Origin of the sequence: Streptomyces sp. ID05-39B, assembly GCF_033794725.1 — a bacterium.
GTDB classification, from domain to species: Bacteria; Actinomycetota; Actinomycetes; order Streptomycetales; family Streptomycetaceae; genus Streptomyces; species Streptomyces bobili.
Map to the genome: position 1 here is coordinate 1 of NZ_JARGEF010000025.1, position 23,617 is coordinate 23,617.

Below are 23,617 nucleotides of genomic sequence, written 5' to 3' on the forward strand. Positions count from 1 at the left end.
CCCACCGAAGTGGTTCATCGTTCGACTTGCATGTGTTAAGCACGCCGCCAGCGTTCGTCCTGAGCCAGGATCAAACTCTCCGTGAATGTTTTCCCGACTGCGTCGGGGCGACACACACGAGAGCGGAACGGTCAGGCGGAATAGGCCCGACCGTTCACAGCGTCCTCGCTGTGTTTTCTTCAAAGGAACCTCATCCTCGGCTATCACTGCCGGGGACGGGGTATCAACATATCTGGCGTTGATTTTTGGCACGCTGTTGAGTTCTCAAGGAACGGACGCTTCCTTTGTACTCACCCGAGAGACTCTCTCAGGCTTTCCTCCGGGCGCTTCCCTTCGGTCTTGCGTTTCCGACTCTATCAGCGTTTTTCCGTCTCCCTGACCACCGTTCCGCAGACATGCGAAAGATGATCCAGAGTTAGGATCTGACAAGTTGAGTGCTGCTCGGTTAAGCGCGCTTGCTTACGTCGCTCACCCTTAGGCAGGAGTACGACTGTACACGGGGCCGCGGAGCGCGTGCAAATCGATTAGGGTAGTGGTCTAGACCACGGATCGGGATCACTCGTGCGGAACCGGTAGTTCGTATGACATACCCTGCTGCACAGTGAGCCGTCCGGGACTGGCAGTGACGGCCCATATACATCTCCACCCCTGGGAGGCTTCCCATGACCACCGTGACGTCCCCGTTGGCAGGACGCACCATCGGACTGGCAGCAGTGCCCGATCCGGTCTTCTCCGGGGCCATGGTCGGCCCCGGCACGGCCATCGACCCGGTACGCGAGCCCTCCGAGGCCGTGGCACCCGTGGACGGAGTCATCGTCTCCCTGCACCCGCACGCCTTCGTCGTCGTCGACGCGGAGGGACACGGCGTGCTCACTCACCTGGGTATCGACACCGTGCAGTTGAACGGTGAGGGCTTCGAGCTCCTCGTGAACAAGGGCGACACAGTGACGCGCGGGCAGGGCATCGTGCGGTGGAACCCTGTCGCGGTCGAAGAGGCCGGCAAGTCCCCGGTGTGCCCCATCGTGGCGCTGGAGGCCACGGCCGACGCCCTCGGCGAACTCCGCGAAGACGGCGACGTGAAGACTGGCGACGCTCTCTTTTCCTGGCGCTGAGCCGATGCCGTCGTATGCGGAGCGGCACATAGGGACAACCACCGCGGCGGCGGGACCCGCCGCACTATCGGAGACGGGTGAGATGGAGACAACGCTGCGAGGCGTCGGTGTGAGCCACGGTGTGGCGATCGGCGAGGTTCGGCACATGGGAACGGCGGTCCTCGAACCGCCCGCCAAACAGATCCCGGCCGAGGAGGCGGAGCGTGAACAGGGGCGCGCCCGTCAGGCCGTGGATGCTGTGGCAGCCGATCTGATGGCACGCGGCAATCTGGCCGGGGGCGAGGCCCAAGCAGTGCTCGAGGCCCAGGCCATGATGGCCCAGGACCCCGAACTGATGGCGGACGTTGACCGGCGCATCGCCGTCGGCAGCACAGCCGAGCGTGCTGTGTACGACGCGTTCGCCGCCTACCGCGAGCTGCTGGCCAATGCCGGGGAGTACCTCGCCGGTCGGGTGGCCGACCTCGACGACGTGCGGAATCGTATCGTCGCCCGTCTGCTGGGCGTTCCGATGCCGGGTGTCCCGGACAGTGACGAGCCGTACGTGCTGGTCGCGCGGGATCTCGCACCGGCCGACACCGCGCTGCTGGACCCGGCGCTGGTGCTCGGTTTCGTGACCGAGGAAGGCGGGCCGACCAGCCACAGCGCGATTCTGGCGCGAGCGCTGGGTGTGCCGGCTGTCGTGGCGCTGCCGGGTGCCGGTGAGCTTGCCGAGGGGACGGTCATCGCCGTCGACGGCAGCACGGGCGAGGTCTTCGTGGACCCGACCGAGGAGAAGAAGGCGCAGCTCGAAGGGGCGGCCGCGGCGCGGAAGGCCGCGCTGTCCGCATCGACCGGGCCCGGTGCCACCGCCGACGGTCACAAGGTGCCCCTGCTGGCGAACGTCGGCGGGCCGGCCGATGTGCCTGCCGCCGTCGAGGCCGGTGCGGAGGGGGTCGGCCTGTTCCGTACCGAGTTCCTCTTCCTCGACGACAGCAAGACGGCGCCTTCGGAGGAGAAGCAGGTCACGGCGTACCGGCAGGTGCTGGAGGCGTTCCCCGAGGGGCGTGTCGTGGTGCGGGTACTGGATGCCGGTGCGGACAAGCCGCTGGACTTCCTGACCCCGTCGGACGAGCCGAATCCGGCGCTGGGCGTGCGAGGGCTGCGGACTCTGCTCGACCACCCCGATGTGCTGCGCACCCAGCTGTCGGCGCTGGCCAAGGCCGCCGAGGACCTGCCGGTCTACCTTGAGGTGATGGCGCCGATGGTCGCAGACCGTGCCGACGCGAAGGCCTTCGCCGACGCGTGCCGTGCGGCCGGTCTGCGGGCCAAGTTCGGTGCCATGGTGGAGATTCCGTCGGCCGCTCTGCGGGCGCGGTCGATTCTGCAGGAGGTGGAGTTCCTGTCGCTGGGGACGAACGACCTCGCTCAGTACACCTTTGCTGCGGACCGCCAGGTGGGTGCGGTGTCGCGGCTCCAGGATCCCTGGCAGCCCGCGCTGCTCGACCTCGTCGCGCTGTCCGCCGAGGCGGCGAAGGCCGAGGGCAAGAGCTGTGGTGTGTGTGGTGAGGCCGCGGCCGATCCGCTGCTCGCGTGTGTGCTGGCGGGTCTGGGTGTCACCTCCCTGTCGATGGGGTCGGCGTCGATTCCTTATGTGCGGTCGACGCTGGCGAAGTACACGCTCGCGCAGTGCGAGCGGGCCGCGGCGGCCGCCCGTGCGACCGACAGCGCCGACGACGCGCGGTCGGCGGCCCAGGCGGTGCTGTCCGGCGAGTAGTCGGACCGTGCCGGTGTCGGGCTGGTGAGAAGGGGCGCTCCGCCTTCGCGGTGGAGCGCCCCTTCTGTGCGTCAGTGGTGGTGCCCCTGGGCGGGCCCATGCTGTCCGTCCTGGGTGAGGTCGGGCGGTACGCAGTAGTCGACGCCGGACTCGGGGGCGATGAGGTCACCGGATGCGGCGTCGGTGCAGTAGGCGTCGAAGACCTCGCCCGCGGTCAGCGGTTCCAGTCCTTCGCCGCGCAGTCGCCAGCCGTAGACCCGGTCGGGGGCGTCGGGGGAGCTGGTACGCATGACCAGGCCGCCGGGGCTCCGGGTGGCGACGCCGAGAGCGAGGACGGTCGTGAACTCGAGGGCCTCGGTCTCGTCCAGCGAGGTGGTGCCGTCGGCTGCCTCGTCGGCGTGGAGGACGGCGAGAAGGGTTTCGGGGGTGCCGGTGACGCTGCACACGAGATGGCTGTTGCCCGGCGGTGCGGTGTCGACGATGCGGGTGACGAGGTCGGAGGCCTGGGTGAGGGCCGCCCGGCCGAGGTCCTCGCCGCAGGTCGCGCAGGTGCCGAGGCGGGCGAGGAGGGTGGCCGCGTACTCCCAGGTCGCTTGTCGGACGGCTTCGTCGACCAGGGCGGGTACCAGGTCGGCCAGCGGCTGGCCCTCGTACGGCAGGGTGGGGCCGGTGGTCGCGAGTTCGGCCGTGAAGCGGGTGCGGTGGGCGGGGTTGTCGGGGTCGAGACCCTTCGCCTGGCAGAAGTCGGCGTACTCCTGCGGGTCGAAGAGGGCGACGGTGGTGTGCGTGCCCTGGAGGGCGCGTGTTTTGAGGAGGTCTTCGACCTGTCGTAGGTAGGTGGTGTGGTCGTGGAACGTGAAGGTGCGATAGCGGCGCATGGCGCGGAAGTCGTGTTCGTCGGTGAGCAGGCCGATGGTGCCGGCGATCTCACGGCGCAGGACACGTCGCATGCTCCAGTGGTCGGTGTGTGCCGCCATGGTTTCCCCCTGTGTGTGCACGGTCGATCATTGCTCACTCACAGTAACCAACCGCACTGACAACGGGGGCTCAGCTGGTCTTTTACGCTGGTCAGGATCGTTTACGCGCAAGGTCCTCGTAGAAGTGCAGCAGGTCGAGGTCGTCGATGGAGCCGGGGTTGACCGCCTTTTCCAGGGGGGTGCCCTGGAGGAGGCGCTTGACCGGGACCTCGATGCGCTTTCCGGTGAGGGTGTGCGGGACTCCGGGAACCTCGATGACTTCGTCGGGGACGTGGCGCGGGGAGAGTTCCTCGCGAATGGTCTGCTTGATGCGGTCGAGGAGTGCCTGGTCGAGGACGGCTCCCGGCGTCAGGTGGACGAAGAGCGGCATCCAGTAGCCGCCGTCGGGCTGTTCGATGCCGATGACCAGGGATTCCTTGATCTCGGGCAGGCGTTCCACGGCTTCGTAGATGTCGGCCGAGCCCATGCGGACGCCCTGCCGGTTGAGCGTGGAGTCGGATCGGCCGTGGATGACGACGGAGCCGCGTGAGGTGAGGGTGATCCAGTCGCCGTGCCGCCATGCGCCGGGGTAGGTGTCGAAGTAGCTGTCGTGGTAGCGGCTGCCGTCGGGGTCGTTCCAGAAGTACACCGGCATCGACGGCATGGGGTTGGTGACGACGAGTTCGCCGACTTCGTCGATGACGGGCCGGCCGCTCGGGTCCCAGGCCTGGAGGTCGGTGCCGAGGCAGGGTGCCTGGAGTTCGCCGGTGTACACGGGGAGGGTCGGGACGGCTCCCGCGAAGCAGGAACAGACGTCCGTGCCGCCGCTGACGGAGGCGATCCACAGGTCCTCGCGGACTTCGTCGTGCAGCCAGCGGAAGCCGTCGGGCGGCAGGGGTGAGCCTGTGGTGGCGACGCAGCGGACCGCGGAGAGGTCGAAGTGGCGGGCTGGGTGCACGTCGGCCTTGCGGCAGGCCATGACGTAGGCAGCCGAGGTGCCGTAGAGCGTGGCTCCGGTGCGCTCGGCGATGCGCCACTGTGCGGCGGTGTCGGGATAGCCGGGGCTGCCGTCGTAGAGGACGAGCGTCGTGCCGGTGAGGAGGCCGGAGACGAGGAAGTTCCACATCATCCAGCCGGTGGAGGTGTACCAGAAGAATCGATCCTCGGGGCCCAGGTCGCAGTGCAGGCCGAGTTGCTTGAGGTGTTCGAGCAGGATGCCCCCCTGGGACTGGACGATGGCCTTGGGCAGGCCTGTCGTGCCGGAGGAGTAGAGCACCCAGAGGGGATGGTCGAAGGGGACCTGCTCGAAGGCGGGTTCCTGGTCCGCGGCGGTCAGGTCCGACCAGTCCAGTGCTCCTTCGGGCGTCTCGGTGCCCAGGAGGGGGATGTGGACGACGGCGCGCAGGGTGGGCAGTTCGCCGCGGAGTTCGGCGACGACGTCGCGGCGGTCGTGTTCCTTGCCGCCGTAGCGGTAGCCGTCGACGGTGAACAGGACGACCGGCTCGACCTGCTGGAAGCGGTCGAGGACGCTGCGGGCGCCGAAGTCGGGGGCGCAGGAGGTCCAGACGCCGCCGACGGCTGCCGTGGCGAGGAGGGCGACGACGGCCTGGGGGATGTTCGGCAGGTAGGCGCTGACCCGGTCACCGGGGCGGACGCCGAGGCGGCGCAGTTCGGCGGCGAGGGAGCCGACCTGGCGACGCAGTTCGGACCAGGTCACCGGGCGGGGTTCGTGCGTCTCGTCGACGTACAGGAGGGCTGGTTCGTCCGCGCGGGTGGTGGCGGCGCGCAGGGCATGCTCGGCGTAGTTCAGGGTGGCGCCGGGGAACCACTGGGCGCCGGGCATGGCGCGGTCGCCCAGCACGCGCGCGTAGGGGGTCGAGAACCGTACGTCGAACCACTCCGTGACAGCCGTCCAGAACGTTTCCAGTTCGGAGACCGACCAGCGGTGCAGGGCCGGATAGCCGCCGTCGGACGGGGCTCCGTGGCGTTCGGCGGCCCAGGTCTGGAATCTGGTGACCTGGGCGTCGGCGAGGCGCTGCGGATCTGGCCGCCAGAGCGGCTCGGGGTTCACGGTCGACATGGGGCGGCTCCCGGGCTGTGCGCGTCGTGTGCGTCGCGCGCTCACGCGCTGGGGTGTGCGCGTGACGCGGCTGACACGGACGATGCCATGTGATCGACTTCCACACCAGGGCGTGCCCCACACAGTCGGTGTGGTGAAGATGTGGGTCGGGCACAGGTGAACGGCAGTTGAACGAGCCGCGCGCACGGTTCGTTCAGTGACAGGGTGAGCAGCATGAACGGTCGTGACCTGGTGCGTTCGATGAAGGTGATCGGTTCTGCGGGGGCCGCACAGAGGTTGGGCACCGTGAGGGCGGCGTGGCGGCGCCGGCGTTCCGACGCCGCCCCGGGGCTGTCGGCGCGGGGCACCGAACGCGCGCGGGTGCCGGGCGTCGTGCAGGACGTCGAGCCGGGGCCGGGTGGCGGCACGATCCGGTTCAGCCGCTCGGAACTGATGATCCGGGTGTCGGTGAACGGGGCCGTCTTCTGGGGCTGGGACGGGGCTGCTCCCGAGCCGTCGTACGCGCTGGCGGGGCGTTGTCCCGATGCCGACCCCCGGGCGGTGCTGGAGCCGGACAAGGACGGCGGTTGGCGGGTGGTGGCGGAGCGGATGACGGTCGTGGTGTCGCGGCAGGGGGCGATCGAGGTGCGGACGCCGGGGGGCGTGACGCTGCGCCGTGATCTGCCGCCGCGGTGGTGGGAGTCTGCGGAAAGTGGTCCGGGGCGGTGGATGCAGCGGTCGGAGGTGGCGGCGGACGCGCGCTTTTTCGGGCTGGGCGGTCGAGCGGGCGGGCCTCGTCTGCGGGCGGGGACGTACCGGCTGTGGAACGCCGATCCGGGGCGGGCGTTCGGCCGGGGGGACGATCCGCCGTACCTGACGATGCCGGTGCACCTGGTGGTGGCCGACACGGCCACTCATCTGGCGTTCCATGACACGTCGTGGGACGGCTCCGTGAGGCTGCGGGAGGGCGAGGAGGGGGCCGGCTCCGGGCACGACAGGGCCGGGGTGTCCGAGCTGCGGATGGACGGCGGCCCGTTGCGCTGTTGGGTGATGGTGGGGGCGCCCGCGCGCGTGCTGCTCACCTGGGCCTCGCTCACCGGTGCGCCGGCGCTGCCGCCGGCCTGGGCGCTCGGGCACCATCACGCGGGGGACTTCTGCGGCGAGCAGGAGGTGCGGCGTGTGGTGGCCGGTCACCGGGAGCGCGGTCTGCCGCTCGACGCGGTCCATCTGGGTGCCGACCATCTGGAGGACCGACAGGTTTTCACCGTCGGCCAGGAGCGTTTCGGGAAGCTGCCGGTACTGGCCGAGGATCTTCGGCGGGACGGGGTCCGCCTGGTGCCGATCGTCGACCCCGCGGTGCGGGTCTCGCCGGGTGACGCGGTCCACGACAGCGGGGTCGTCGAGGACGCGTTCGTGCGGGGGGCCTCGGGGCGGATCGTGGAGGGCGTGGTGCGGGCGGGCAGGTCGGTGTTTCCGGACTTCACGCACGCGCGCGTGCGGCGATGGTGGGGCGGGTTCTACGCGGAGGGGATCGCACAGGGCTTCTCGGGTTTCTGGCATCACATGAACGAGCCCACGTCGTTCACCGCGCTGGGGGATTCCACGTTTCCCCGGTCGGCGCGGCACGCTCTGGAGGGCCGCGGCGGCGATCATCGTGAGGCGCACAACGTGTACGCGCTGTGTATGGCTCAGGCCGGCTACGAGGGGCTGCGGGAGTTGCTTCCCGAGGAGCGTCCGTTCTTGTTCTCGCGCTCCGGCTGGGCGGGGATCCAGCGCTACGGCGGAGCCTGGTGCGGTGACGTCGCTCCGGGCTGGACGGGGTTGCGGGCGTCCCTGTCGCTCGTGGTGGGGCTGGGGCTGTGCGGGGTGCCGTACTCGGGGCCCGACGTGGGAGGTTTTGACGGTTCCTCTCCGGAGCTGTATCTGCGCTGGCTCCAGCTGGGCGCGTACCTGCCGCTGTTCCGTACGCAGGCGGGTCCCCGGGCGGGGCGCGGGGAGCCATGGGAGTTCGGGCCCGAGGTTCTGGAGCACGCGCGTGTGGCGCTGACCGGGCGTCGGCGGCTGCTGCCGTACTTCGTGACGCTGGCGCATCTGGCCCGGCGGACGGGGGCCCCCTATGTGCGGCCGCTGTGGTGGGGCGCCCCCGAGGACCGGGCGCTGCGTGACTGTGAGGACGCCTTCCTGCTCGGTGACTCTCTTCTGGTGGCTCCGGTGCTCGACGCGGGAGTGGACCGGCGGGCGGTGCGGTTGCCGCGAGGGCTCTGGTACGACACCGCGACGGGGACGCCGTACACGGGGCCGGGGCAGGTGCTCGTCGACGCGCCTCTGGGGCGGATACCGGTGCTCGCGCGCGCGGGTGCGGTGGTGCCGGTGCGCGGGGCGGACGGCGGTCTGGAGCTGGAGGTGTGGGCGCCTGCCCGGGGCATGGCGGGGGGCGGGATGGTGGTGCGGGACGCGGGCGACGGATGGGAGGAGCCCGAGATCGAACGGTACGTCGCCCGCTGGGACGGCGATCGGGGGGTCGTCGTGGAGCGGGAGGGTGAGGACGGCGTGCGTGAGCCGTCCTACCCCGTGCGTGTACGCGGGCTCGGTGGATCGGCTCAGATGTAGCGGCCCTCGAAGAACGCCCGGACGGCGATGGTGTGCAGCGGGAAGGCCAGTTCCTCCGGCCTGTGCAGGAGGTGCCAGCCTTCGGTCTCGTCGGTGGCTGCCGACGTCGGCAGACGGTCCGCGGGGCGCTCCGGGAGGAGGCCGAACAGCAGGAGGTGGCCGTCGGGCGAACTCATCGCGTCGGCGAGGCGCACGTCGCGGCTCGCGGCCTCGATGCCTGTCTCCTCCTGGAGTTCCCGGACAACGGCCTGCTTCCACTCCTCACGGTGGTCTATGTAGCCGCCGGGCAGGGCGATGCCTCCGCGCGCGGGGGCGATGGTTCGGGTGATGACGACGAGGGCGGTGCCCTTCGTGTCGTACACGGGCTGGAGGGCGATCGCGACCGGGAGGGGGTTGCGGTAGGCGACGGTGGCGCAGGCCGGGCAGGTGCGGGGCCAGCCGGTGACGCCCTCTCCATAAGGCGCTCCGCATCCCGAACAGTGGGAGTCGGGCACGGAGTTGGAAGTGGAGTGCTGAGTTTCGGACACGCGCGGACTGTATCCGATCAAGGGCGGGCGTTGTGCGCGGGTGACTCAGGGGGCCCTGGTGAGGGACTTGGCGGAGACGGGAAAGTCGAAGTAGGTGTCCGGGTGGGGTTCGGATCTGAAGGTGTAGTGCCACCACTCCTCGGCGAGGTTGACGAAGCCCAGTTCCTCCAGCGTGCTCATCAGGAGGAGCCGGCTGGCCCGCTGTTCGCCCTGGATACGCGGATCGAGGGTGTGGCTGAGGGTGTCGAAGCAGTCGTATCCGGTGCCCATGTCGACGGAGTTGTCCGGGAAGCGCTGCTGTTGTGGCGCGAAGCAGGGCGCGAGGGGTTCGCCGGGAACGTAGGGCCTGGTCGGTCGGGCCGGCAGTCCGACGAGCGTGACGTCCAGGGTCGAGCCGCGGCTGTGGCCGGATTTCTCGGCGATGTAACCGTCCGCGAACAGGCGGGTCTTGTCGACGTTCGGGTAGAACTCCCCCTTCATCGCCTGGTCGTCGAGGTCCTCGGCCCAGCGGACGAAGTGGTTCACCGCGCGCTGGGGCCGGTAGCAGTCGTACGCCTTGAGCGTGTAGCCCTGGCGCAGGAGCTTGGTCTGGGCCTTGTGCAGGGCCTGGGCGGCGGGCCGGGTGAGGAGGCACAGCGGTCGGTGGTAGCCGTCGACGCGTTCGCCGACGAAGTTGTGCGGGGTGAAGTAGCGCATCTCCTGGAGGATCGTCCGGTCCACGGTTCGCAGGGCGACGAAGTCGGCCGGGGCCTTGGGCTCGGTGTCCGCGCGGGCCGTGGCCGGCGCGGTGGTCACGGCGAGCAGGGTGGCGAGTGTGGTGACGACGCCGCGTACCGCGCCGGAGAGTCGTGTCATGTTCCCTGCATCTATCAGGTCCGGTTCGGCTCGGGAAGCCGATCGCTGCGGTCCGCGCGCGGAAGCCGCACGCTCTGCACATTTCCCGGTGAGCGTGCCACACTCCTGACGTTCCGTCAGATGACCTGCCGGGAGGAACTGTGTCACGTACACGCACACCTGTGGTCGCGGGGTGGTTCAGCGGCGACGGTGACGACTTCCGACTGCTCGGGACGCGCTGCACGCAGTGCGCCTCGGTCTTCTTCCCCCGTGAGGACGCCCACTGCCGCAATCCGGGCTGCGCGGGCGGCGAACTGCGGGAGATCCCCCTGTCGCAGCAAGGACGCGTCTGGTCGTACACGGACAGCCGCTACCGGCCTCCGTCACCCTATGTGACCGATGCGGAACTTCCATGGGAGCCGTACGCGTTGATCGCTGTGGAGCTGGAAGCCGAGCGGATGGTGGTACTGGGACAGGCGGTTCCCGGGGTCACCGTCGCCGATCTGGCGGTGGGCATGGAGGTGGAGGTCGTCCCCGGCGTGCTCGGCGAGGACGCGGAGACGACCTGGACGACCTGGTACTGGCGGCCGAAGGAGGTGCGGGCATGACGGCGGAGGTGGCGGTGCTCGGCGTGGGCATGCACCCCTGGGGCAAGTGGGGGCGCGGCTTCGTCGAGTACGGCGTGGTGGCGGCGCGCGCGGCACTCGCCGACGCCGGTCTGGACTGGCGGGACGTCGGCTCGATCGTGGGCGCGGACACGGTGCGTGGCGGTTACCCCGGATATGTCGCCGGGGCGACGTTCGCCAAGGCCCTGGGATGGCAGGGCGCAAGGGTGACGAGCGTGTACGCGGCGTGCGCCTCGGGCGCCCAGGCGATCGACGCGGCACGCGCGCAGATTCTCGCCGGTCTGGCGGAGGTCGTGCTCGTCGTGGGGGCCGATGCCGCGCCCAAGGGGTTCTTCCGGCCCGCGGGCGGCGACCGGCCGGACGACCCGGACTGGCTGCGGTTCCGGGTGCTCGGCGCGACGAATCCGACGTACTTCGGGCTGTACGCGCGTCGGCGCATGGCGGTGCACGGGGACACGGCCGAAGACTTCGCCCGGGTCAAGGTGAAGAACTCCGCGGCGGGAGCGCTGAATCCGTACGCGCGCTACCGCAAGCGGGTCACCGCCGAGGAGGTCGCCGCCTCCGCCGTGGTCTCCGACCCGCTGCGGCTGCTCGACATCTGCGCGACCTCGGACGGCGGGGCGGCGCTGGTGCTGTCCAGCCTGGAGTTCGCGCGGCGGCACGGGGCGGTGGACCCGGTGCGGATCCGTGCGGTGTCCACGGTCACGCCGCGCTATCCGCACGCCGTGCTGGACCTGCCGGACATCGCCACCGACTCCGCGGTGGCGGTGGAGCCGACAGGGCAGTCCTTCCGGGCGGCGATCGCCGCGGCGGCCTACGAGGAGGCGGGCATCGGGCCTGAGGACCTCTCCCTGGCCGAGGTCTACGACCTGTCCACCGCTCTGGAGTTGCAGTGGTACGAGGATCTCGCACTGTGCGCCGCAGGCGAGGGATCCAAGCTGCTGCGGGACGGCGCCACCGCACTGGGCGGTCGTATACCGGTGAACGTGAGCGGCGGGCTGGCCTCGTTCGGGGAGGCGGTTCCCGCGCAGGCGCTCGCGCAGGTCTGCGAGGTGACCTGGCAGTTGAGAGGTCAGGCGGGCGGACGTCAGGTGGCCGACGCGCGCGTGGGCATCACCGCGAACCAGGGGTTGTTCGGGCACGGTTCGGCGGTGGTCGCGGTGCGGTGAGGGGGCAGCCGTTCACCGCCGGGGGACCGTCAGCCAACGAGGAAGGGGCAGCCGCCGCGGACGGTCGGCATCGACGCCACGGCCTGGGAGGTCCTGGACGTGGTCGCGGACGGCGACCGGGACCGTACCTCCGACGATGTCGCCGTCGTCACCGCTACGGGCGGTGTGAGGGCGCCGTCCGTCTCGCCGACCTCGTGCGGGCACTGGCCGAGTCCCGGGTCGAGGAGGCGGCTGGGCTGAACCCGCTGACACGGCTGCCGGGTTCGGACGCGATCACCGGCGAGGTGGACCGGCGGATCGTGGACAGTCCGGTCCTTCGCGCTGAGCTGGCTGGACGTCGACCACTTCAATCAGGTCAATGACGGCGCCGGGTTCACCGCGGGCCACGAGTTGATCCGCGCCGTGGGCCGGGCGCGGCAGTTCGCGGCATCCGGCGACATGCGCGTGGGGCACATCGGCGGGGACGACTTCCTCGTGCTGTCCGATCCGGAGAGCCCGGCTCCGCTGGCCGCCTCGGCGCTGGACGCGCCGTGGTCGGCGGGCGGGCTCCCGGTCACTCCGTCGCCGGCCACGGTCCTGTGCATGCCTGCCAGAATGACGGATCACCGTGAGGCGGCGGCCTGTCTCGAGCCGCTCAAGAAGGCCGCGAAGGCGCTGCGCAGGGCCAGTCGAGTGCTGGGGCACACGGGGCTGCCGGGGTACGAGATCCGGCGAGGAATGTCGCCGGTCGCGGCTGAAGGACCGGGGTCAAGGCCGGGGCCGGGGCCGGAGTCGGCCGGAGGGCCGTTGGGAGCCGAACCAGGGACGCCCTGAGGGGCCTTCGGAGCTAGGGCCTCTCGTTCGCGATGCTCCCCCTGCCCGAAAGGCGTGGGAGGTACCCCCGGCACCAGACCCCGCTCTCTGATCCGGTTCGATCCAAACGAAAGACCCCAGGGGCGCGGCCCGGCGGGCGGCGGCCGGGGCGGCCGCCGGGGTGGCCCGCATGCGTGCCTCAGGTGACCTCCTGACCTCGCAAAGGGACTCACCGACGCCTTCCAGGAGCATCGTTCGCCGAGGGCCCGCACAGGGCATCGTCAAGAACTTGAGGCCCGCCGTGGAGGGGCTGCCGTGCCTCACCTGACGGTCGCGGGCTCCCGTGACGTCATGCGCGCGGAGTCCGGCGGAATCCCGGCCGTCGCATGGACCCGCGGTCCCCGCGCTTGCCAACCGTTGGCGTCGGCCTCCTTGACGCTCCCTGGGCGCCGGTGAACACTTCCCGTTGTCAGCCGACATCGCCGTACATTCTCGGCGTATCCAGGCGTTGCGCCAGAAGGGCTCCATGCCCTCACGCCCCTTCCGCAAGGGCGATTCGGCTTCGACGGCACGCTCGTCACGGACGCCGGGCGGGGCACGGGACCTCCCTGCCCTGGCTGAAGCAGCCACGGGAACCGCACCCTGCACGGAGCGCCGGGGATCAACACCCGGGCCGGGCCTAGGAGCCGCCATGAGCAACGGAGACATATTCGTCGGCGAGACCATCGGTACCGCCATTCTCATCCTGTTCGGCGCGGGTGTCTGCGCCGCCGTCACCCTCAGATACTCCAAGGCGCGGGCCTCGGGCTGGGTGGTGATCGCCTTCGGCTGGGGGTTCGCCGTACTGGCGGGGGCCTACACCGCCGCGCCGCTGTCCGGCGGGCACCTCAATCCGGCCGTCACCCTCGGGATCGCGGTCGACACCGGCGCATGGGGCAAGGTCTGGGTCTATCTGCTCGGCCAGTTGCTCGGCGCGATGATCGGCGCCGTCCTCGCCTACCTGGTCTATCTGGCCCAGTTCCAGGCGAACGTACGGCAGACCGGCACCACGGAGGGGACGGCCGAGGAGCCGACGCCGACCCTCGGCATCTTCTCGACCATCCCAGAGATCCGTAATCCGGTCGCGAACCTGATCACCGAGATCATCGCGACGATGGCGCTCGTCCTGCCGATTCTCGCCTTCGGCCTGACGAAGGGGCTCGGGGAGTCCGGCACTCTCGTGCTGATCGTGTCCCTGCTCGTCGTCGGGATCGGCCTCTCGCTCGGCGGACCGACCGGCTATGCCATCAACCCGGCACGCGACCTCGGTCCACGCATCGTGCACACCTTCCTGCCCATCCCGAACAAGGGCACCTCCGACTGGGGTTACGCCTGGATCCCCGTCGTCGGTCCGCTGACCGGCGGAGTGCTCGCGGGCCTCCTCTACAACGTCGCCTTCTGAAACCCAGCCCAAGGGGTAGCCATGACGGACAACGCCGAGACGTACGTCGCCGCGATCGACCAGGGCACCACCTCCAGCCGCTGCATCATCTTCGACCGGAACGGCGCCATCGTCGCCGTCGACCAGCGGGAGCACCGCCAGATCTTCCCCAGGCCCGGCTGGGTGGAGCACGACGCCACCGAGATCTGGTCCAAGGTGCAGGCGGTCGTCGCCGGAGCGATCGCCAAGGCCGGCCTGCGCGCGGACCGGATCAGCGCGCTCGGCATCACCAACCAGCGTGAGACGACCGTGCTGTGGGACCGGGCCACGGGCAAGCCCGTGCACAACGCGATCGTGTGGCAGGACACCCGGACCGCCTCGCTCTGCAACGAACTGGGCGGCACCGACGGCCAGGACCGCTTCCGCGAGCAGACCGGACTGCCCCTGGCGAGCTACTTCTCCGGGCCCAAGGCGGCCTGGCTGCTCGACAACGTGCCCGGCCTGAGGGACCGCGCCGAGCGCGGCGAGATCGCCTTCGGGACGATCGACTCCTGGCTCATCTGGAACCTCACCGGCGGCGTCGACGGCGGCCGGCACGTGACGGATGTGACGAACGCCGGGCGCACCATGCTGATGAACCTGGAGACGCTCCAGTGGGACGCGTCCATCCTTGCCGCGATGAACGTGCCCGAGGCGGTCCTGCCGGAGATCAGGTCCTCCGCCGAGGTCTACGGCACTGCGGTCGGCCAGCTGTCCGGTGTGCCGGTCGCCTCGGCGCTGGGCGACCAGCAGGCGGCGGTGTTCGGGCAGGCCTGCTACGACGTGGGGACGGCGAAGAACACCTACGGGACGGGCAGTTTCCTGCTGCTCAACACCGGCAACCGGCCGGTGCCGTCGAAGAACGGGCTGCTCACGACGATGGGGTACAAGATCGGCGGGGAGGCACCGGTCTACTGCCTGGAGGGCTCGATCGCCATAACGGGCGCGCTCGTCCAGTGGTTCCGCGACCAGCTCGGCATCATCCGCACGGCTGACGAGATCGAGACCCTGGCGGCGAGCGTCGACGACAACGGTGGCGCGTACATCGTGCCCGCGTTCTCCGGCCTGTTCGCTCCCTACTGGCGCTCCGACGCGCGCGGGGTCGTCACCGGGCTCACCCGGTACGTCACGAAGGCACATCTCGCGCGCGCTGTGCTGGAGGCGACGAGCTGGCAGACGCGTGAGGTCGTCGACGCGATGTACCAGGACTCCGGGGTGCGGATCACGACCCTGAAGGTGGACGGCGGTATGACGAAGAACAACCTGCTCATGCAGCACCAGGCGGACGTGCTCGGCGTGCCCGTGATCCGGCCCCGGGTCTCCGAGACGACCTGCCTGGGAGCGGCGTACGCGGCCGGGCTGGCCACCGGTGTCTGGAACGACCTGGACGAACTGAAGACGCACTGGCAGAAGGACGTCGAGTGGACACCGGCGATGGAGGCATCGGTCCGGGACCGCGAGTACCGCAACTGGCGCAAGGCCGTGGAGAGGAGCTTCGGGTGGCTGGAGGACGGTGAGGGATAGCCCGAGCCCGCCACACACGCGCGCGTACATCGCCGGGAACCTCTGAGCGGTCACACGCGCGTGCGTCTGCACACATCGCAGGCAGCACCACGCGCGTGGACCCGCCATGAGCAGCCGCGGCCCGTAGTACCCCGGTCGGCGGGGAGTACGGGCCGTGCGCGCGTCTCAGGTGGCGACGGTCTGCCTGCGGGCGGCGTCATGGTCCATGGCGTGCTGGACGACACCGACCAGCACGTCCTTCACCGAGCTCCGGTCGCGGGCGTCGCACAGCAGCACCGGTACGGCGTCGTCGAGGTCCAGGGCGCGGCGCACCTCCTCGACGGGGTAACGGGCCGCGTCCTCGAAGCAGTTGACGCCGATGAGGAAGGGGATGGAGCGGCGCTCGAAGTAGTCGACGGCGGCGAAGCAGTCCTCCAGACGGCGGGTGTCGGCGAGCACGATGGCACCGAGAGCGCCTTCGGAGAGCTCGTCCCACATGAACCAGAACCGCTCCTGGCCGGGCGTGCCGAAGAGGTACAGCACCAGATCCTCGCGCAGGGTGATGCGCCCGAAGTCCATGGCGACGGTGGTGGTGTGCTTGCGCTCGACGCCCGTGGTGTCGTCGACCGGCCGGCCCGCCTCGGTGAGGAACTCCTCGGTGCGCAGCGGCCTGATCTCGCTGACGGCTCCGACGAGGGTGGTCTTGCCCACCCCGAATCCGCCCGCCACCAGGATCTTGAGCGTGACGGGCTCGACCGGGGGCTTGCCGCGCTCAGAACGCCCGAAGATCATCGGTTGCTTCTCCTGCTCGATGGGGTCGTGGGCGGTGTGCCGTAGCCTCCGCCGCCGGGGGTTTCGATGACGAGGACGTCGCCGGGGCCGACGTCCGCGGAGCCGCTGCCGCCGAGTTCGACGACGGTGCCGTCGGCGCGTTCCACGCGGTTGGCGCCCAGTGCTCCGGGGGCACCGCCCGCCATGCCGTACGGAGGGACACGGCGGTGCTGGGAGAGGGTGGAGACGGTCATGGGCTCCAGGAACCGGATGCGGCGTACGGCGCCGTCCCCGCCGCGCCACCTTCCGGCGCCGCCGCTGCCGTGCCGGACGGCGAACTCGTCGAGCCGTACGGGAAGCCGCCACTCCAGGATCTCGGGGTCGGTCAGACGGGAGTTGGTCATGTGGGTCTGGACGACGCTCGCGCCGGGGAAGCCGTCGCCCGCGCCGGATCCGGAGGCGAGGGTCTCGTAATACTGGTGGCGCGCGTTGCCGAAAGTGACGTTGTTCATCGTGCCGGAGCCCTCGGCCTGGACGCCGAGCGCGGCGTAGAGGGCGCCGGTGATCGCCTGGGAGGTCTCGACGTTGCCGGCGACCACGGCGGCGGGCGGTTCTGGGGCTAGCAGCGAGCCGTGCGGGACGATGATCTGCAAGGGCCGCAGGCAGCCGTCGTTGAGGGGGATGTCGTCGGCGACCAGCGTGCGGAAGACGTACAGGACTGCCGCGTTGACGACGGCGTACGGGGCGTTGAAGTTGGTCGCCTGCTGCGCTGACGTGCCCGTGAAGTCGACGGTCGCGGCGCGGTTCTCGCGGTCAACGCGCACGCGTACCCGGATGAAGGCGCCTGCGTCGGTCTCGTAGGCGTACTCGCCGTCGTCGAGGGCGTCGATGACGCAGCGCACGGCCTCCTCGGCGTTGTCCTGGACGTGCCGCATGTACGCCTGCACGACGTCGAGTCCGAAGTCCTCGATCATGCGGGCGACTTCGTCGACGCCCTTCTGGTTGGCGGCGATCTGTGCCCGGAGGTCGGCGAGGTTGGTCGCGGGGTTGCGGGACGGGTACGGCGCCTCGGTGAGCAGGCGGAGCGTCTCTTCCTCGCGGAGGCGGCCGTTCTCGGCGAGCAGCCAGTTGTCGAAGAGGACACCTTCCTCCGCGATGCTGCGACTGTCGGCGGGCATGGAGCCCGGGGCGATGCCACCGATCTCGGCGTGGTGGCCGCGGGAGGCGACATAGAAGAGGATCCGCGGGTCACTCTCCGTGTCGCCGCCCCTTCCGGTGTCGAAGACCGGAGTGATCACGGTGACGTCGGGCAGATGGGTGCCGCCGTGGTACGGGTCGTTGACGGCGTAGGTGTCGCCCGGGCGCATGGCGGGACCGCGGCGGTTGATGACCTCTTTGACGCTGGTGCCCATGGAGCCCAGGTGGACGGGGATGTGAGGGGCGTTGGCCACCAGGTTTCCGTCGGGGTCGAAGAGCGCGCAGGAGAAGTCGAGCCGCTCCTTGATGTTGACGGACTGGGCCGTCGACTCCAGGCGGGCGCCCATCTGTTCGGCGATGGACATGAAGAGGTTGTTGAAGACCTCGAGGAGGACGGGGTCCGCTTTTGTGTCCAGTTCGGAACTCTGCGTAATCGTCGCGCGTTCCATGAGCAGATGCCCGTCGTGGGTCGTCACGGCTCGCCAGCCCTCGTCGACGACGGTCGTCGTGCCGGCCTCGGCGATGATCGCCGGGCCGGTGACGGTCTGGCCGGGAGGCAGGTCCTCGCGGTGATGGAGGGGTACGTCGCGCCAGCTGCCTCCGGCGTGGAGGCGGACGGTGCGGGGTGCGGAGGTGCGGCCTTCGTACGGGGCGAGGGCGGAGAGATCAGGGGGTTCTGTGATGCCGGTGCATTCCACGGAGAGTGCTTCGACGACGATCGGGCGGTCGAGCGCGAAGGAGTACGTGGCGCGATGACGTTCTTCGAAGGCGTCCCGCATGGTGGCGGGGTCGGTCAGCTCGACGGTGAGGGTGGTGTCGGTGCCGTCGTAGCGGAGCTGGGCGCGGCGGGTGACCTGGACGCGGTCGTCGGGGACGTCCTCGGCGCGGAGTTCGGCGCGGGCCGCCGCCTCCAGGTCGTCGGCCGTCTTGAGGATCGCGGGCAGAGAGGCTGCCTCCAGCGGCACCTCCACGGACTGTTCGCGCATGGCCGTGGTGTCGGCGAGGCCGATGCCGAGGGCGGACAGGACACCGGCCATGGGCGGCACGAGGACGGTGCGGATGCCGAGGGAGCCGGCGACCATGCACGCGTGCTGACCGCCGGCGCCACCGAAGGTGGTGAGGGCGTAGCGGGTGACGTCGTGGCCCTTCTGCACCGAGATCCGCTTCACCGCGTTGGCGATGTTGGCGACGGCGATCTGGAGGAACCCCTCGGCGACCTGCTCCGGCGTGCGGTCGTCGCCGGTCCTTACCCGGATCTCGTGCGCGAGGGCGGTGAAGCGGTCGCGGACAAGTGCGTCGTCGAGGGGCTGGTCACCTTCGGGGCCGAACACCTGGGGGAATTGGGCGGGCTGGATGCGGCCGAGCATCAGATTGGCGTCGGTGACGGTGAGGGGGCCGCCGCCGCGGTAGGAGGCGGGCCCCGGGTCCGCGCCGGCCGAGTCGGGCCCCACGCGGTAGCGGGAACCGTCGAAGTGCAGGACGGATCCGCCGCCCGCCGCGACGGTGTGGATGTCCAGCATGGGTGCGCGCAGGCGGACGCCCGCGATCTGCGTCGTGAAGACGCGCTCGTAGGCGCCGGCGAAGTGGGAGACGTCGGTGGAGGTGCCGCCCATGTCGAAGCCGATCACGCGGTCGAAACCGGCGAGATGGGACATGCGGGCCATGCCCACGATGCCGCCCGCGGGGCCGGAGAGGATGGCGTCCTTGCCGCGGAACTGGCTCGCCTCGGCGAGCCCTCCGTTGGACTGCATGAACATCAGCCGTACCTCCCGCAGTTCGTCGGCGATGCGCCGGACGTAGCGGCGCAGCACCGGGGAGAGGTAGGCGTCCACGACGGCGGTGTCGCCGCGCGGGACGAGCTTCATGAGCGGGCTGACCTCGCTGGACAGCGAGATCTGCGGGAATCCGACGCGGGCGGCGAGTCGTCCCACGGCCTGCTCGTGGGAGGGATGGCGGTGGCTGTGCAGGCAGACCACGGCGACGGCCCGTACGCCGTCGTCGTAGGCCTGGCGCAGAGGCTCCGCGAGGGCGTCGAGGTCGGGGGCGCGCAGGACCGTGCCGTCGGCCGCGATGCGCTCGTCGACCTCCACGACCTGGTCGTAGAGGAGTTCCGGCAGGTCGATACGGCGGGCGAAGATGTGGGGGCGGTTCTGGTAGGCGATGCGCAGGGCGTCGCGGAAGCCGCGGGTGACCACGAGGAGCGTGCGCTCGCCCTTGCGCTCCAGGAGGGCGTTGGTGGCGACCGTGGTGCCCATGCGGACGGCTTCGACGGGTTCCCGCGAGTCGCCGAGCAGGGCGCGTACGCCGGCGACGGCCGCGTCGGCGTACCGTGCCGGGTTGTCGGACAGCAGCTTGTGGGTCAGCAGCCGGCCGTCGGGTCGGCGAGCGACGATGTCCGTGAAGGTGCCGCCCCGGTCCACCCAGAACTGCCAGCCTGCCACGTCCTCACCCCGCTTCCGCGCTGCTCACAGCGCTCGGAGGCCGTTGATCACGTCGCGCAGAATACCCTCGTCCGGCAGTTCGGCCGGAGGTACCGGCCGGTTCACGTGGACGAATGCGCCGTTCACGAGATCCCCGACGAGGACGCGTACCACGCCGATGGGCAGGTCGAGTCCGGCGGCGAGTTCCGCGACCGACTGGGGGGCGTCCCGGCACAGGTCCACGATGTCGACGTGTTCCGGGGACAGCGCGAGGTCCGCGTCCGGGTCGTCGGCGTGCGGTTCGGCCACGACGACCGCGATGAGGTCGAGACGGTGCTGGACCGCACTGGTGGTGCGGCCGCGCGTCATGGCGTACGGACGGACGACCCGTCCGGCCTCGTCGTCGAACCAGTGGCTGCTTCCCTGACCGTCTGTGCTCATACCATCCCACTACCCGCCGGAGGGCAGATCGGTGCGCGGGGCGGTACCCAGATGTACGCCGACTCGCTTCACCAGGAGCGTCATCTCGTACGCCACCAGTCCGACGTCCGAGTCGGCGTCCGCGAGGACGGCGAGGCAGCTGCCGTCACCGGCGGCGGTGACGAACAGGAATGCCTCGTCGAGTTCTACGACGGTCTGGCGGACGCTGCCGGCCTCGAAGTGGCGGCCGACGCCCTTCGCCAGGCTGTGGAACCCGGAGGCGACGGCCGCCAGGTGCTCGCTGTCCTCCCGGGTCAGGTCCTGGGACGCTCCGGTCGGCAGGCCGTCGCCGGACAGCACGACGGCCTTGCGGATGCCGGCGACCCGGTCGACGAGGTCGTCGAGGAGCCAGTTCAGCTGCCCGTTGTCGGTCGTGGTGTGGCCGGTCGTCTTCGGTGCGGTCATCGACCGTCCCCCTTGTTCGTTCGTGGTGGTGCTGTGCCGCTGTCGGCATCGTCGCCGCCTCTGCCGGCCTCGTCGTCGGCGGTGTTCTCCGCGCGGCCTCGCTGCCAGCCGCGCTGGAGGGAGGCCATCCGGCTGCGGACCTCGTCGGCGTCCCGGTCAGCGGGTCCCGAACCCTCCTGTGGGGTTCGTTCGGGGCCCTGCCGCAGTTGCGGGGCCAGGTTCGCCTGCCGTACGCGGCGGGGCAGGGCGCCCGTGCCGGAGCCGGCGTCATGTGGCGCGTCCGCGGGGCTCCCGGTGGGTCCCCCAGGAGCGCCCTGCGCCTGCTCCGCGCCGGGGTGGGGCGCGTCGCGCGTGAGGTCGGCCGTCTTTTCGGCCGGGCCGGCGGACCGCCCGTTGCGGCTCGGCAGTGCGGGTGGCTCCGACGGCTGGTCGGTGCCGTCTCCGGAGCGCTCGGTGGAGCCGGTGCTCCGCGGGATCTGGGGCGTGGCGCCACGGCGGCGGGAAGGCAGCGGGGCCGGGCCGTCCTGCTCCGGGCGGCGTCCGGCCGGCCACTGCGGGGATTCCTCGCCCGTCTCCGAGCGACGGGACCGCTGGTCGGTGACCGGGCGGCCGTGCGAGCTGACCAGCTTCGGCGTTCGCCGGCTGGGCAGGGGTACGAGATCGGCCGGGTCGCCCGTCGCGGGACGGTCCGGTTCGCTCCGGAGATCGGACAGCCTGCGGCGCGGCTCGACGGGGTCGGCCTGCGGCCCGTCCTGCGTTCGGGTGAGGGAGCGGCTGGGACGGAACAGGCCACCCCGCTCACCGCTGTCGTCGTCCAGCGGGCCCCCGAAGCCGCCGAAGGCGTCCAGGTCGACCGGGGCCTCCAGCTCGACCGGCCCGTCGAGCAGCACGGGCGGACCGGGGAGCGGCACCGGCGTCTGGGCGAGCGCCGACCTGCGGCTCTTCGCGGGCTCGGGCTCCTTCGGAGGCCGGGGACGGTCCAGCCGGAAGCCGATGCCGTTCGTGTCGGGGACGTCGTCGGTGAGCAGCGCGTCGGGGATGAAGATGACCGCGGTCGTGCCGCCGTACGGGGAGGGCTGAAGGGAGACGCGGACGTTCTGCCGCTGGGCGAGCCGGCTGACCACGAACAGGCCGAGCCGGTCGGTGTCGGACAGTTCGAACTCCGGCGTCTCGGCGAGCCGGAGGTTGGCGTCCAGGAGGGCCTCGGGCGCCATGCCCAGGCCGCGGTCGTGGATCTCCAGGGTGAAGCCGTTGGCGACCCTGTCGCCGAGGACCTGAACGGCTGTGTGCGGCGGGGAGAACACCGTGGCGTTCTCCAGGAGTTCGGCCACGAGGTGCGTGAGATCCGCGACGGCGGGCCCGGTGACGGCGACGCGCGGGAGGCGCCGGACCTCGATGCGTTCGTAGTCTTCGACCTCGGCAACGGCGGCGCGCACGATGTCCATGAGCTGGATGGGCTTGCGCCACTGCCGCGAGGGGGCTGCGCCGGAGAGGATCACCAGGCCCTCGGCGTGTCGTCGCATCCGGGTGGTGAGGTGGTCGAGGCGGAAGAGGTCGGCGAGTTCCTCGGTGTCCTCGGTGCGGCGCTCCATGGTGTCGAGCAGGGTGAGCTGCTTGTGGAGCAGCACCTGACTGCGGCGGGCGAGGTTGACAAAGACCTCGGAGACACCCGAGCGCAGTTCGGCCTGTCGGACTGCGGCCTCGACCGCGGCACGCTGCAGGGTGTTGAGGGCCTGGCCGACCTCGCCGATCTCATTCTTGTCGTACTCGAGTCGCGGAGCCTCGGTCTCGACGTCGATCTGTTCGCCCGCGGAGAGACGGCGCATGACGCTCGGCAGCCGGACACCGGACGACTCGTGGGCCTCCAGGCGCAGTTGACGCAGGTCGCGGATGAGCCCACGGCCGATGCGCACGGACAGGACGAGGGAGACCAGGAGGGCGATCAGGCCGAAGACTCCGGCCAGGACCGCCTTGACGATCACTTCGGTCGCCACGGGGCGGACGCGGTCCTGGTAGCGGTCGTTGGCCTGTTCGTCGAGGTTGCCGAGTTCGTCGAGTACGTTCGCGGCCGCGACGTCCCAGGTCTTGGCGGTGACTCCGCGGGGCATCCTGCCGGGCGTGGTGGAGACGACCGCCTGTTCCGCCGTGCGCAGGGGTGCGGTGGTGGCGTTCTTCCAGAAGCGCTCGTAGCGTTCGCGCTCCGCGACGGGCAGTTGGGCGAGGCTGATGTCGTAGACGACGTCGCGCTGGGCCTCGAGATCCGAGATGTCGCGGATCTCGTCGCGGGTGACCCGGCCGACGACCAGGGCGGAGCCGAGCAGGGCGTCCTCCTGGGAGAGCAGTTCGCGGGCGCGGGCGACGCTGACCAGGGCCCGGTACTGCTTGTCCATCTCCACGCTGTCGACGACGTCCAGTGTGGCCAGCAAGGTGTAACAGGGGTCGATGAGCCGGTTGTAGAGATCCAGCGCCTGGACGCGGGTCACGGTTCCCTCTTCGACACTGCGGCGCAGGGAGTCGACGCCGTCGAAGGCGTCGAGGACGGCCGTGAGGCCCTCGCTGTCGTCCTCGTCCAGCACCTCGCGTACGTCGGGGTCCTTCGCGTTCGTACGGATCTCCGCGAGGGCCTCGTCCGTGGCGGTCCGGGTACGGCGCAGCGCGGAGAGAGCGTCGGAGGCGCGGGGGTCGGCCAGGTAGACCAGGGTCTGCCGGCGTTCCTGCTGGACGATGCGGACGGTGTCCTCGACGGGGTAGCCGACCTTTTCCACGAGGTGCGACACCGTGAACAGGCGGCTTGCCTCACGGCCCGTGAGCACCGTGGCGAAGCCCCAGAGGGCGGTCAGGGACACCAGCGGCACGAGCAGCAGCGCCACGATCTTCCGGCGGATCGACTTCCCGCGAAAGCGCATGGACTCCCCCAGCTCGAACCCCCACCGGCAGGGGGTAC

General features: G+C 70.6%; 16 protein-coding genes, 1 rRNA gene and 1 pseudogene. 8 read left to right on the plus strand and 10 right to left on the minus strand.

Annotation, left to right across the window (positions count from 1 at the left end):
* Positions 1 to 86, minus strand: a 16S ribosomal RNA gene (locus P1P75_RS08775); the annotation flags it as partial.
* 576 nt (positions 87 to 662) lie between these two features.
* On the opposite strand from P1P75_RS08775, the gene P1P75_RS08780 reads away from it, so the two are divergent.
* Positions 663 to 1,112, plus strand: coding sequence for a PTS glucose transporter subunit IIA (locus P1P75_RS08780; RefSeq protein ID WP_319253229.1), 450 nt, complete (start codon positions 663 to 665; stop codon positions 1,110 to 1,112).
* Between the two features lie 82 nt (positions 1,113 to 1,194).
* Positions 1,195 to 2,865, plus strand: coding sequence for a phosphoenolpyruvate--protein phosphotransferase (gene ptsP / locus P1P75_RS08785; protein WP_319253289.1), 1,671 nt, complete (start codon positions 1,195 to 1,197; stop codon positions 2,863 to 2,865).
* 71 nt (positions 2,866 to 2,936) lie between these two features.
* Here the strand turns inward: ptsP and P1P75_RS08790 are convergent, their stop codons facing one another.
* Together P1P75_RS08790 and P1P75_RS08795 are read right to left on the minus strand one after the other, a co-directional pair.
* On the minus strand, positions 2,937 to 3,842 hold the full coding sequence (locus tag P1P75_RS08790) for a hypothetical protein (RefSeq protein ID WP_319253231.1): 906 nt from the start codon (positions 3,840 to 3,842) through the stop codon (positions 2,937 to 2,939).
* Positions 3,843 to 3,933: 91 nt separating this feature from the next.
* A complete protein-coding gene (locus P1P75_RS08795; RefSeq protein WP_319253233.1) occupies positions 3,934 to 5,901 on the minus strand; it encodes an acetoacetate--CoA ligase in 1,968 nt (655 codons plus the stop codon).
* Positions 5,902 to 6,114: 213 nt separating this feature from the next.
* Between P1P75_RS08795 and P1P75_RS08800 the strand changes: the two genes are divergently transcribed.
* On the plus strand, positions 6,115 to 8,490 hold the full coding sequence (locus P1P75_RS08800) for a TIM-barrel domain-containing protein (protein ID WP_319253235.1): 2,376 nt from the start codon (positions 6,115 to 6,117) through the stop codon (positions 8,488 to 8,490).
* On the opposite strand, the gene P1P75_RS08805 is transcribed toward P1P75_RS08800, so the two are convergent.
* Both P1P75_RS08805 and P1P75_RS08810 read right to left on the minus strand, forming a co-directional pair.
* Entirely contained in the window at positions 8,481 to 9,017 is a 537-nt protein-coding gene (locus tag P1P75_RS08805; RefSeq protein WP_086768939.1) for an NUDIX domain-containing protein, read from the minus strand. The two genes, P1P75_RS08800 and P1P75_RS08805, sit on opposite strands and share 10 nt — an antisense overlap.
* A 45-nt stretch (positions 9,018 to 9,062) precedes the next feature.
* Positions 9,063 to 9,872: a M15 family metallopeptidase gene (locus P1P75_RS08810; RefSeq protein WP_319253237.1), complete on the minus strand. Its 810-nt coding sequence runs from the start codon at positions 9,870 to 9,872 to the stop codon at positions 9,063 to 9,065.
* 161 nt (positions 9,873 to 10,033) lie between these two features.
* Between P1P75_RS08810 and P1P75_RS08815 the strand changes: the two genes are divergently transcribed.
* From P1P75_RS08815 to glpK, 5 genes are all read left to right on the plus strand, one after another.
* Positions 10,034 to 10,459, plus strand: coding sequence for a zinc ribbon domain-containing protein (locus tag P1P75_RS08815; RefSeq protein ID WP_319253291.1), 426 nt, complete (start codon positions 10,034 to 10,036; stop codon positions 10,457 to 10,459).
* Entirely contained in the window at positions 10,456 to 11,646 is a 1,191-nt protein-coding gene (locus tag P1P75_RS08820; RefSeq protein ID WP_319253239.1) for a lipid-transfer protein, read from the plus strand. Before P1P75_RS08815 ends, P1P75_RS08820 begins: the two co-directional genes overlap by 4 nt.
* A gap of 321 nt (positions 11,647 to 11,967) precedes the next feature.
* The gene (locus P1P75_RS08825; protein WP_319253293.1) at positions 11,968 to 12,459 is read left to right on the plus strand and encodes a diguanylate cyclase; all 492 of its coding nucleotides are present in this window, start codon (positions 11,968 to 11,970) and stop codon (positions 12,457 to 12,459) included.
* A 670-nt stretch (positions 12,460 to 13,129) separates the two neighbouring features.
* Entirely contained in the window at positions 13,130 to 13,879 is a 750-nt protein-coding gene (locus P1P75_RS08830; protein ID WP_319253241.1) for an MIP/aquaporin family protein, read from the plus strand.
* A 21-nt stretch (positions 13,880 to 13,900) separates the two neighbouring features.
* Positions 13,901 to 15,421: a glycerol kinase GlpK gene (gene glpK / locus P1P75_RS08835; protein ID WP_319253243.1), complete on the plus strand. Its 1,521-nt coding sequence runs from the start codon at positions 13,901 to 13,903 to the stop codon at positions 15,419 to 15,421.
* A gap of 165 nt (positions 15,422 to 15,586) precedes the next feature.
* Here the strand turns inward: glpK and P1P75_RS08840 are convergent, their stop codons facing one another.
* From P1P75_RS08840 to P1P75_RS08860, 5 genes and pseudogenes are all read right to left on the minus strand, one after another.
* A complete protein-coding gene (locus P1P75_RS08840) occupies positions 15,587 to 16,192 on the minus strand; it encodes an ATP/GTP-binding protein (protein ID WP_319253245.1) in 606 nt (201 codons plus the stop codon).
* Positions 16,173 to 19,809: pseudogene (locus P1P75_RS08845) on the minus strand (hydantoinase B/oxoprolinase family protein). Before P1P75_RS08845 ends, P1P75_RS08840 begins: the two are co-directional and overlap by 20 nt.
* A 24-nt stretch (positions 19,810 to 19,833) precedes the next feature.
* A complete protein-coding gene (locus P1P75_RS08850; protein WP_319253247.1) occupies positions 19,834 to 20,229 on the minus strand; it encodes a DUF742 domain-containing protein in 396 nt (131 codons plus the stop codon).
* 9 nt (positions 20,230 to 20,238) lie between these two features.
* Entirely contained in the window at positions 20,239 to 20,673 is a 435-nt protein-coding gene (locus tag P1P75_RS08855; RefSeq protein ID WP_150469993.1) for a roadblock/LC7 domain-containing protein, read from the minus strand.
* The gene (locus tag P1P75_RS08860) at positions 20,670 to 23,579 is read right to left on the minus strand and encodes a nitrate- and nitrite sensing domain-containing protein (protein WP_319253295.1); all 2,910 of its coding nucleotides are present in this window, start codon (positions 23,577 to 23,579) and stop codon (positions 20,670 to 20,672) included. The genes P1P75_RS08855 and P1P75_RS08860 overlap by 4 nt, the downstream gene beginning before the upstream one ends.
* Positions 23,580 to 23,617 lie beyond the last annotated feature (38 nt).

What these genes read in the sequence shown, in the direction of transcription:
- P1P75_RS08780 (WP_319253229.1), top strand. Translation starts at nt 663, where the DNA reads ATGACCACCGTGACGTCCCCGTTGGCAGGACGCACCATCGGACTGGCA.
- ptsP (WP_319253289.1), top strand. Translation starts at nt 1,195, where the DNA reads ATGGAGACAACGCTGCGAGGCGTCGGTGTGAGCCACGGTGTGGCGATC.
- P1P75_RS08790 (WP_319253231.1), bottom strand. Translation starts at nt 3,842, where the DNA reads ATGGCGGCACACACCGACCACTGGAGCATGCGACGTGTCCTGCGCCGT.
- P1P75_RS08795 (WP_319253233.1), bottom strand. Translation starts at nt 5,901, where the DNA reads ATGTCGACCGTGAACCCCGAGCCGCTCTGGCGGCCAGATCCGCAGCGC.
- P1P75_RS08800 (WP_319253235.1), top strand. Translation starts at nt 6,115, where the DNA reads ATGAACGGTCGTGACCTGGTGCGTTCGATGAAGGTGATCGGTTCTGCG.
- P1P75_RS08810 (WP_319253237.1), bottom strand. Translation starts at nt 9,872, where the DNA reads ATGACACGACTCTCCGGCGCGGTACGCGGCGTCGTCACCACACTCGCC.
- P1P75_RS08820 (WP_319253239.1), top strand. Translation starts at nt 10,456, where the DNA reads ATGACGGCGGAGGTGGCGGTGCTCGGCGTGGGCATGCACCCCTGGGGC.
- P1P75_RS08830 (WP_319253241.1), top strand. Translation starts at nt 13,130, where the DNA reads ATGAGCAACGGAGACATATTCGTCGGCGAGACCATCGGTACCGCCATT.
- glpK (WP_319253243.1), top strand. Translation starts at nt 13,901, where the DNA reads ATGACGGACAACGCCGAGACGTACGTCGCCGCGATCGACCAGGGCACC.
- P1P75_RS08840 (WP_319253245.1), bottom strand. Translation starts at nt 16,192, where the DNA reads ATGATCTTCGGGCGTTCTGAGCGCGGCAAGCCCCCGGTCGAGCCCGTC.
- P1P75_RS08850 (WP_319253247.1), bottom strand. Translation starts at nt 20,229, where the DNA reads ATGAGCACAGACGGTCAGGGAAGCAGCCACTGGTTCGACGACGAGGCC.
- P1P75_RS08855 (WP_150469993.1), bottom strand. Translation starts at nt 20,673, where the DNA reads ATGACCGCACCGAAGACGACCGGCCACACCACGACCGACAACGGGCAG.
- P1P75_RS08860 (WP_319253295.1), bottom strand. Translation starts at nt 23,579, where the DNA reads ATGCGCTTTCGCGGGAAGTCGATCCGCCGGAAGATCGTGGCGCTGCTG.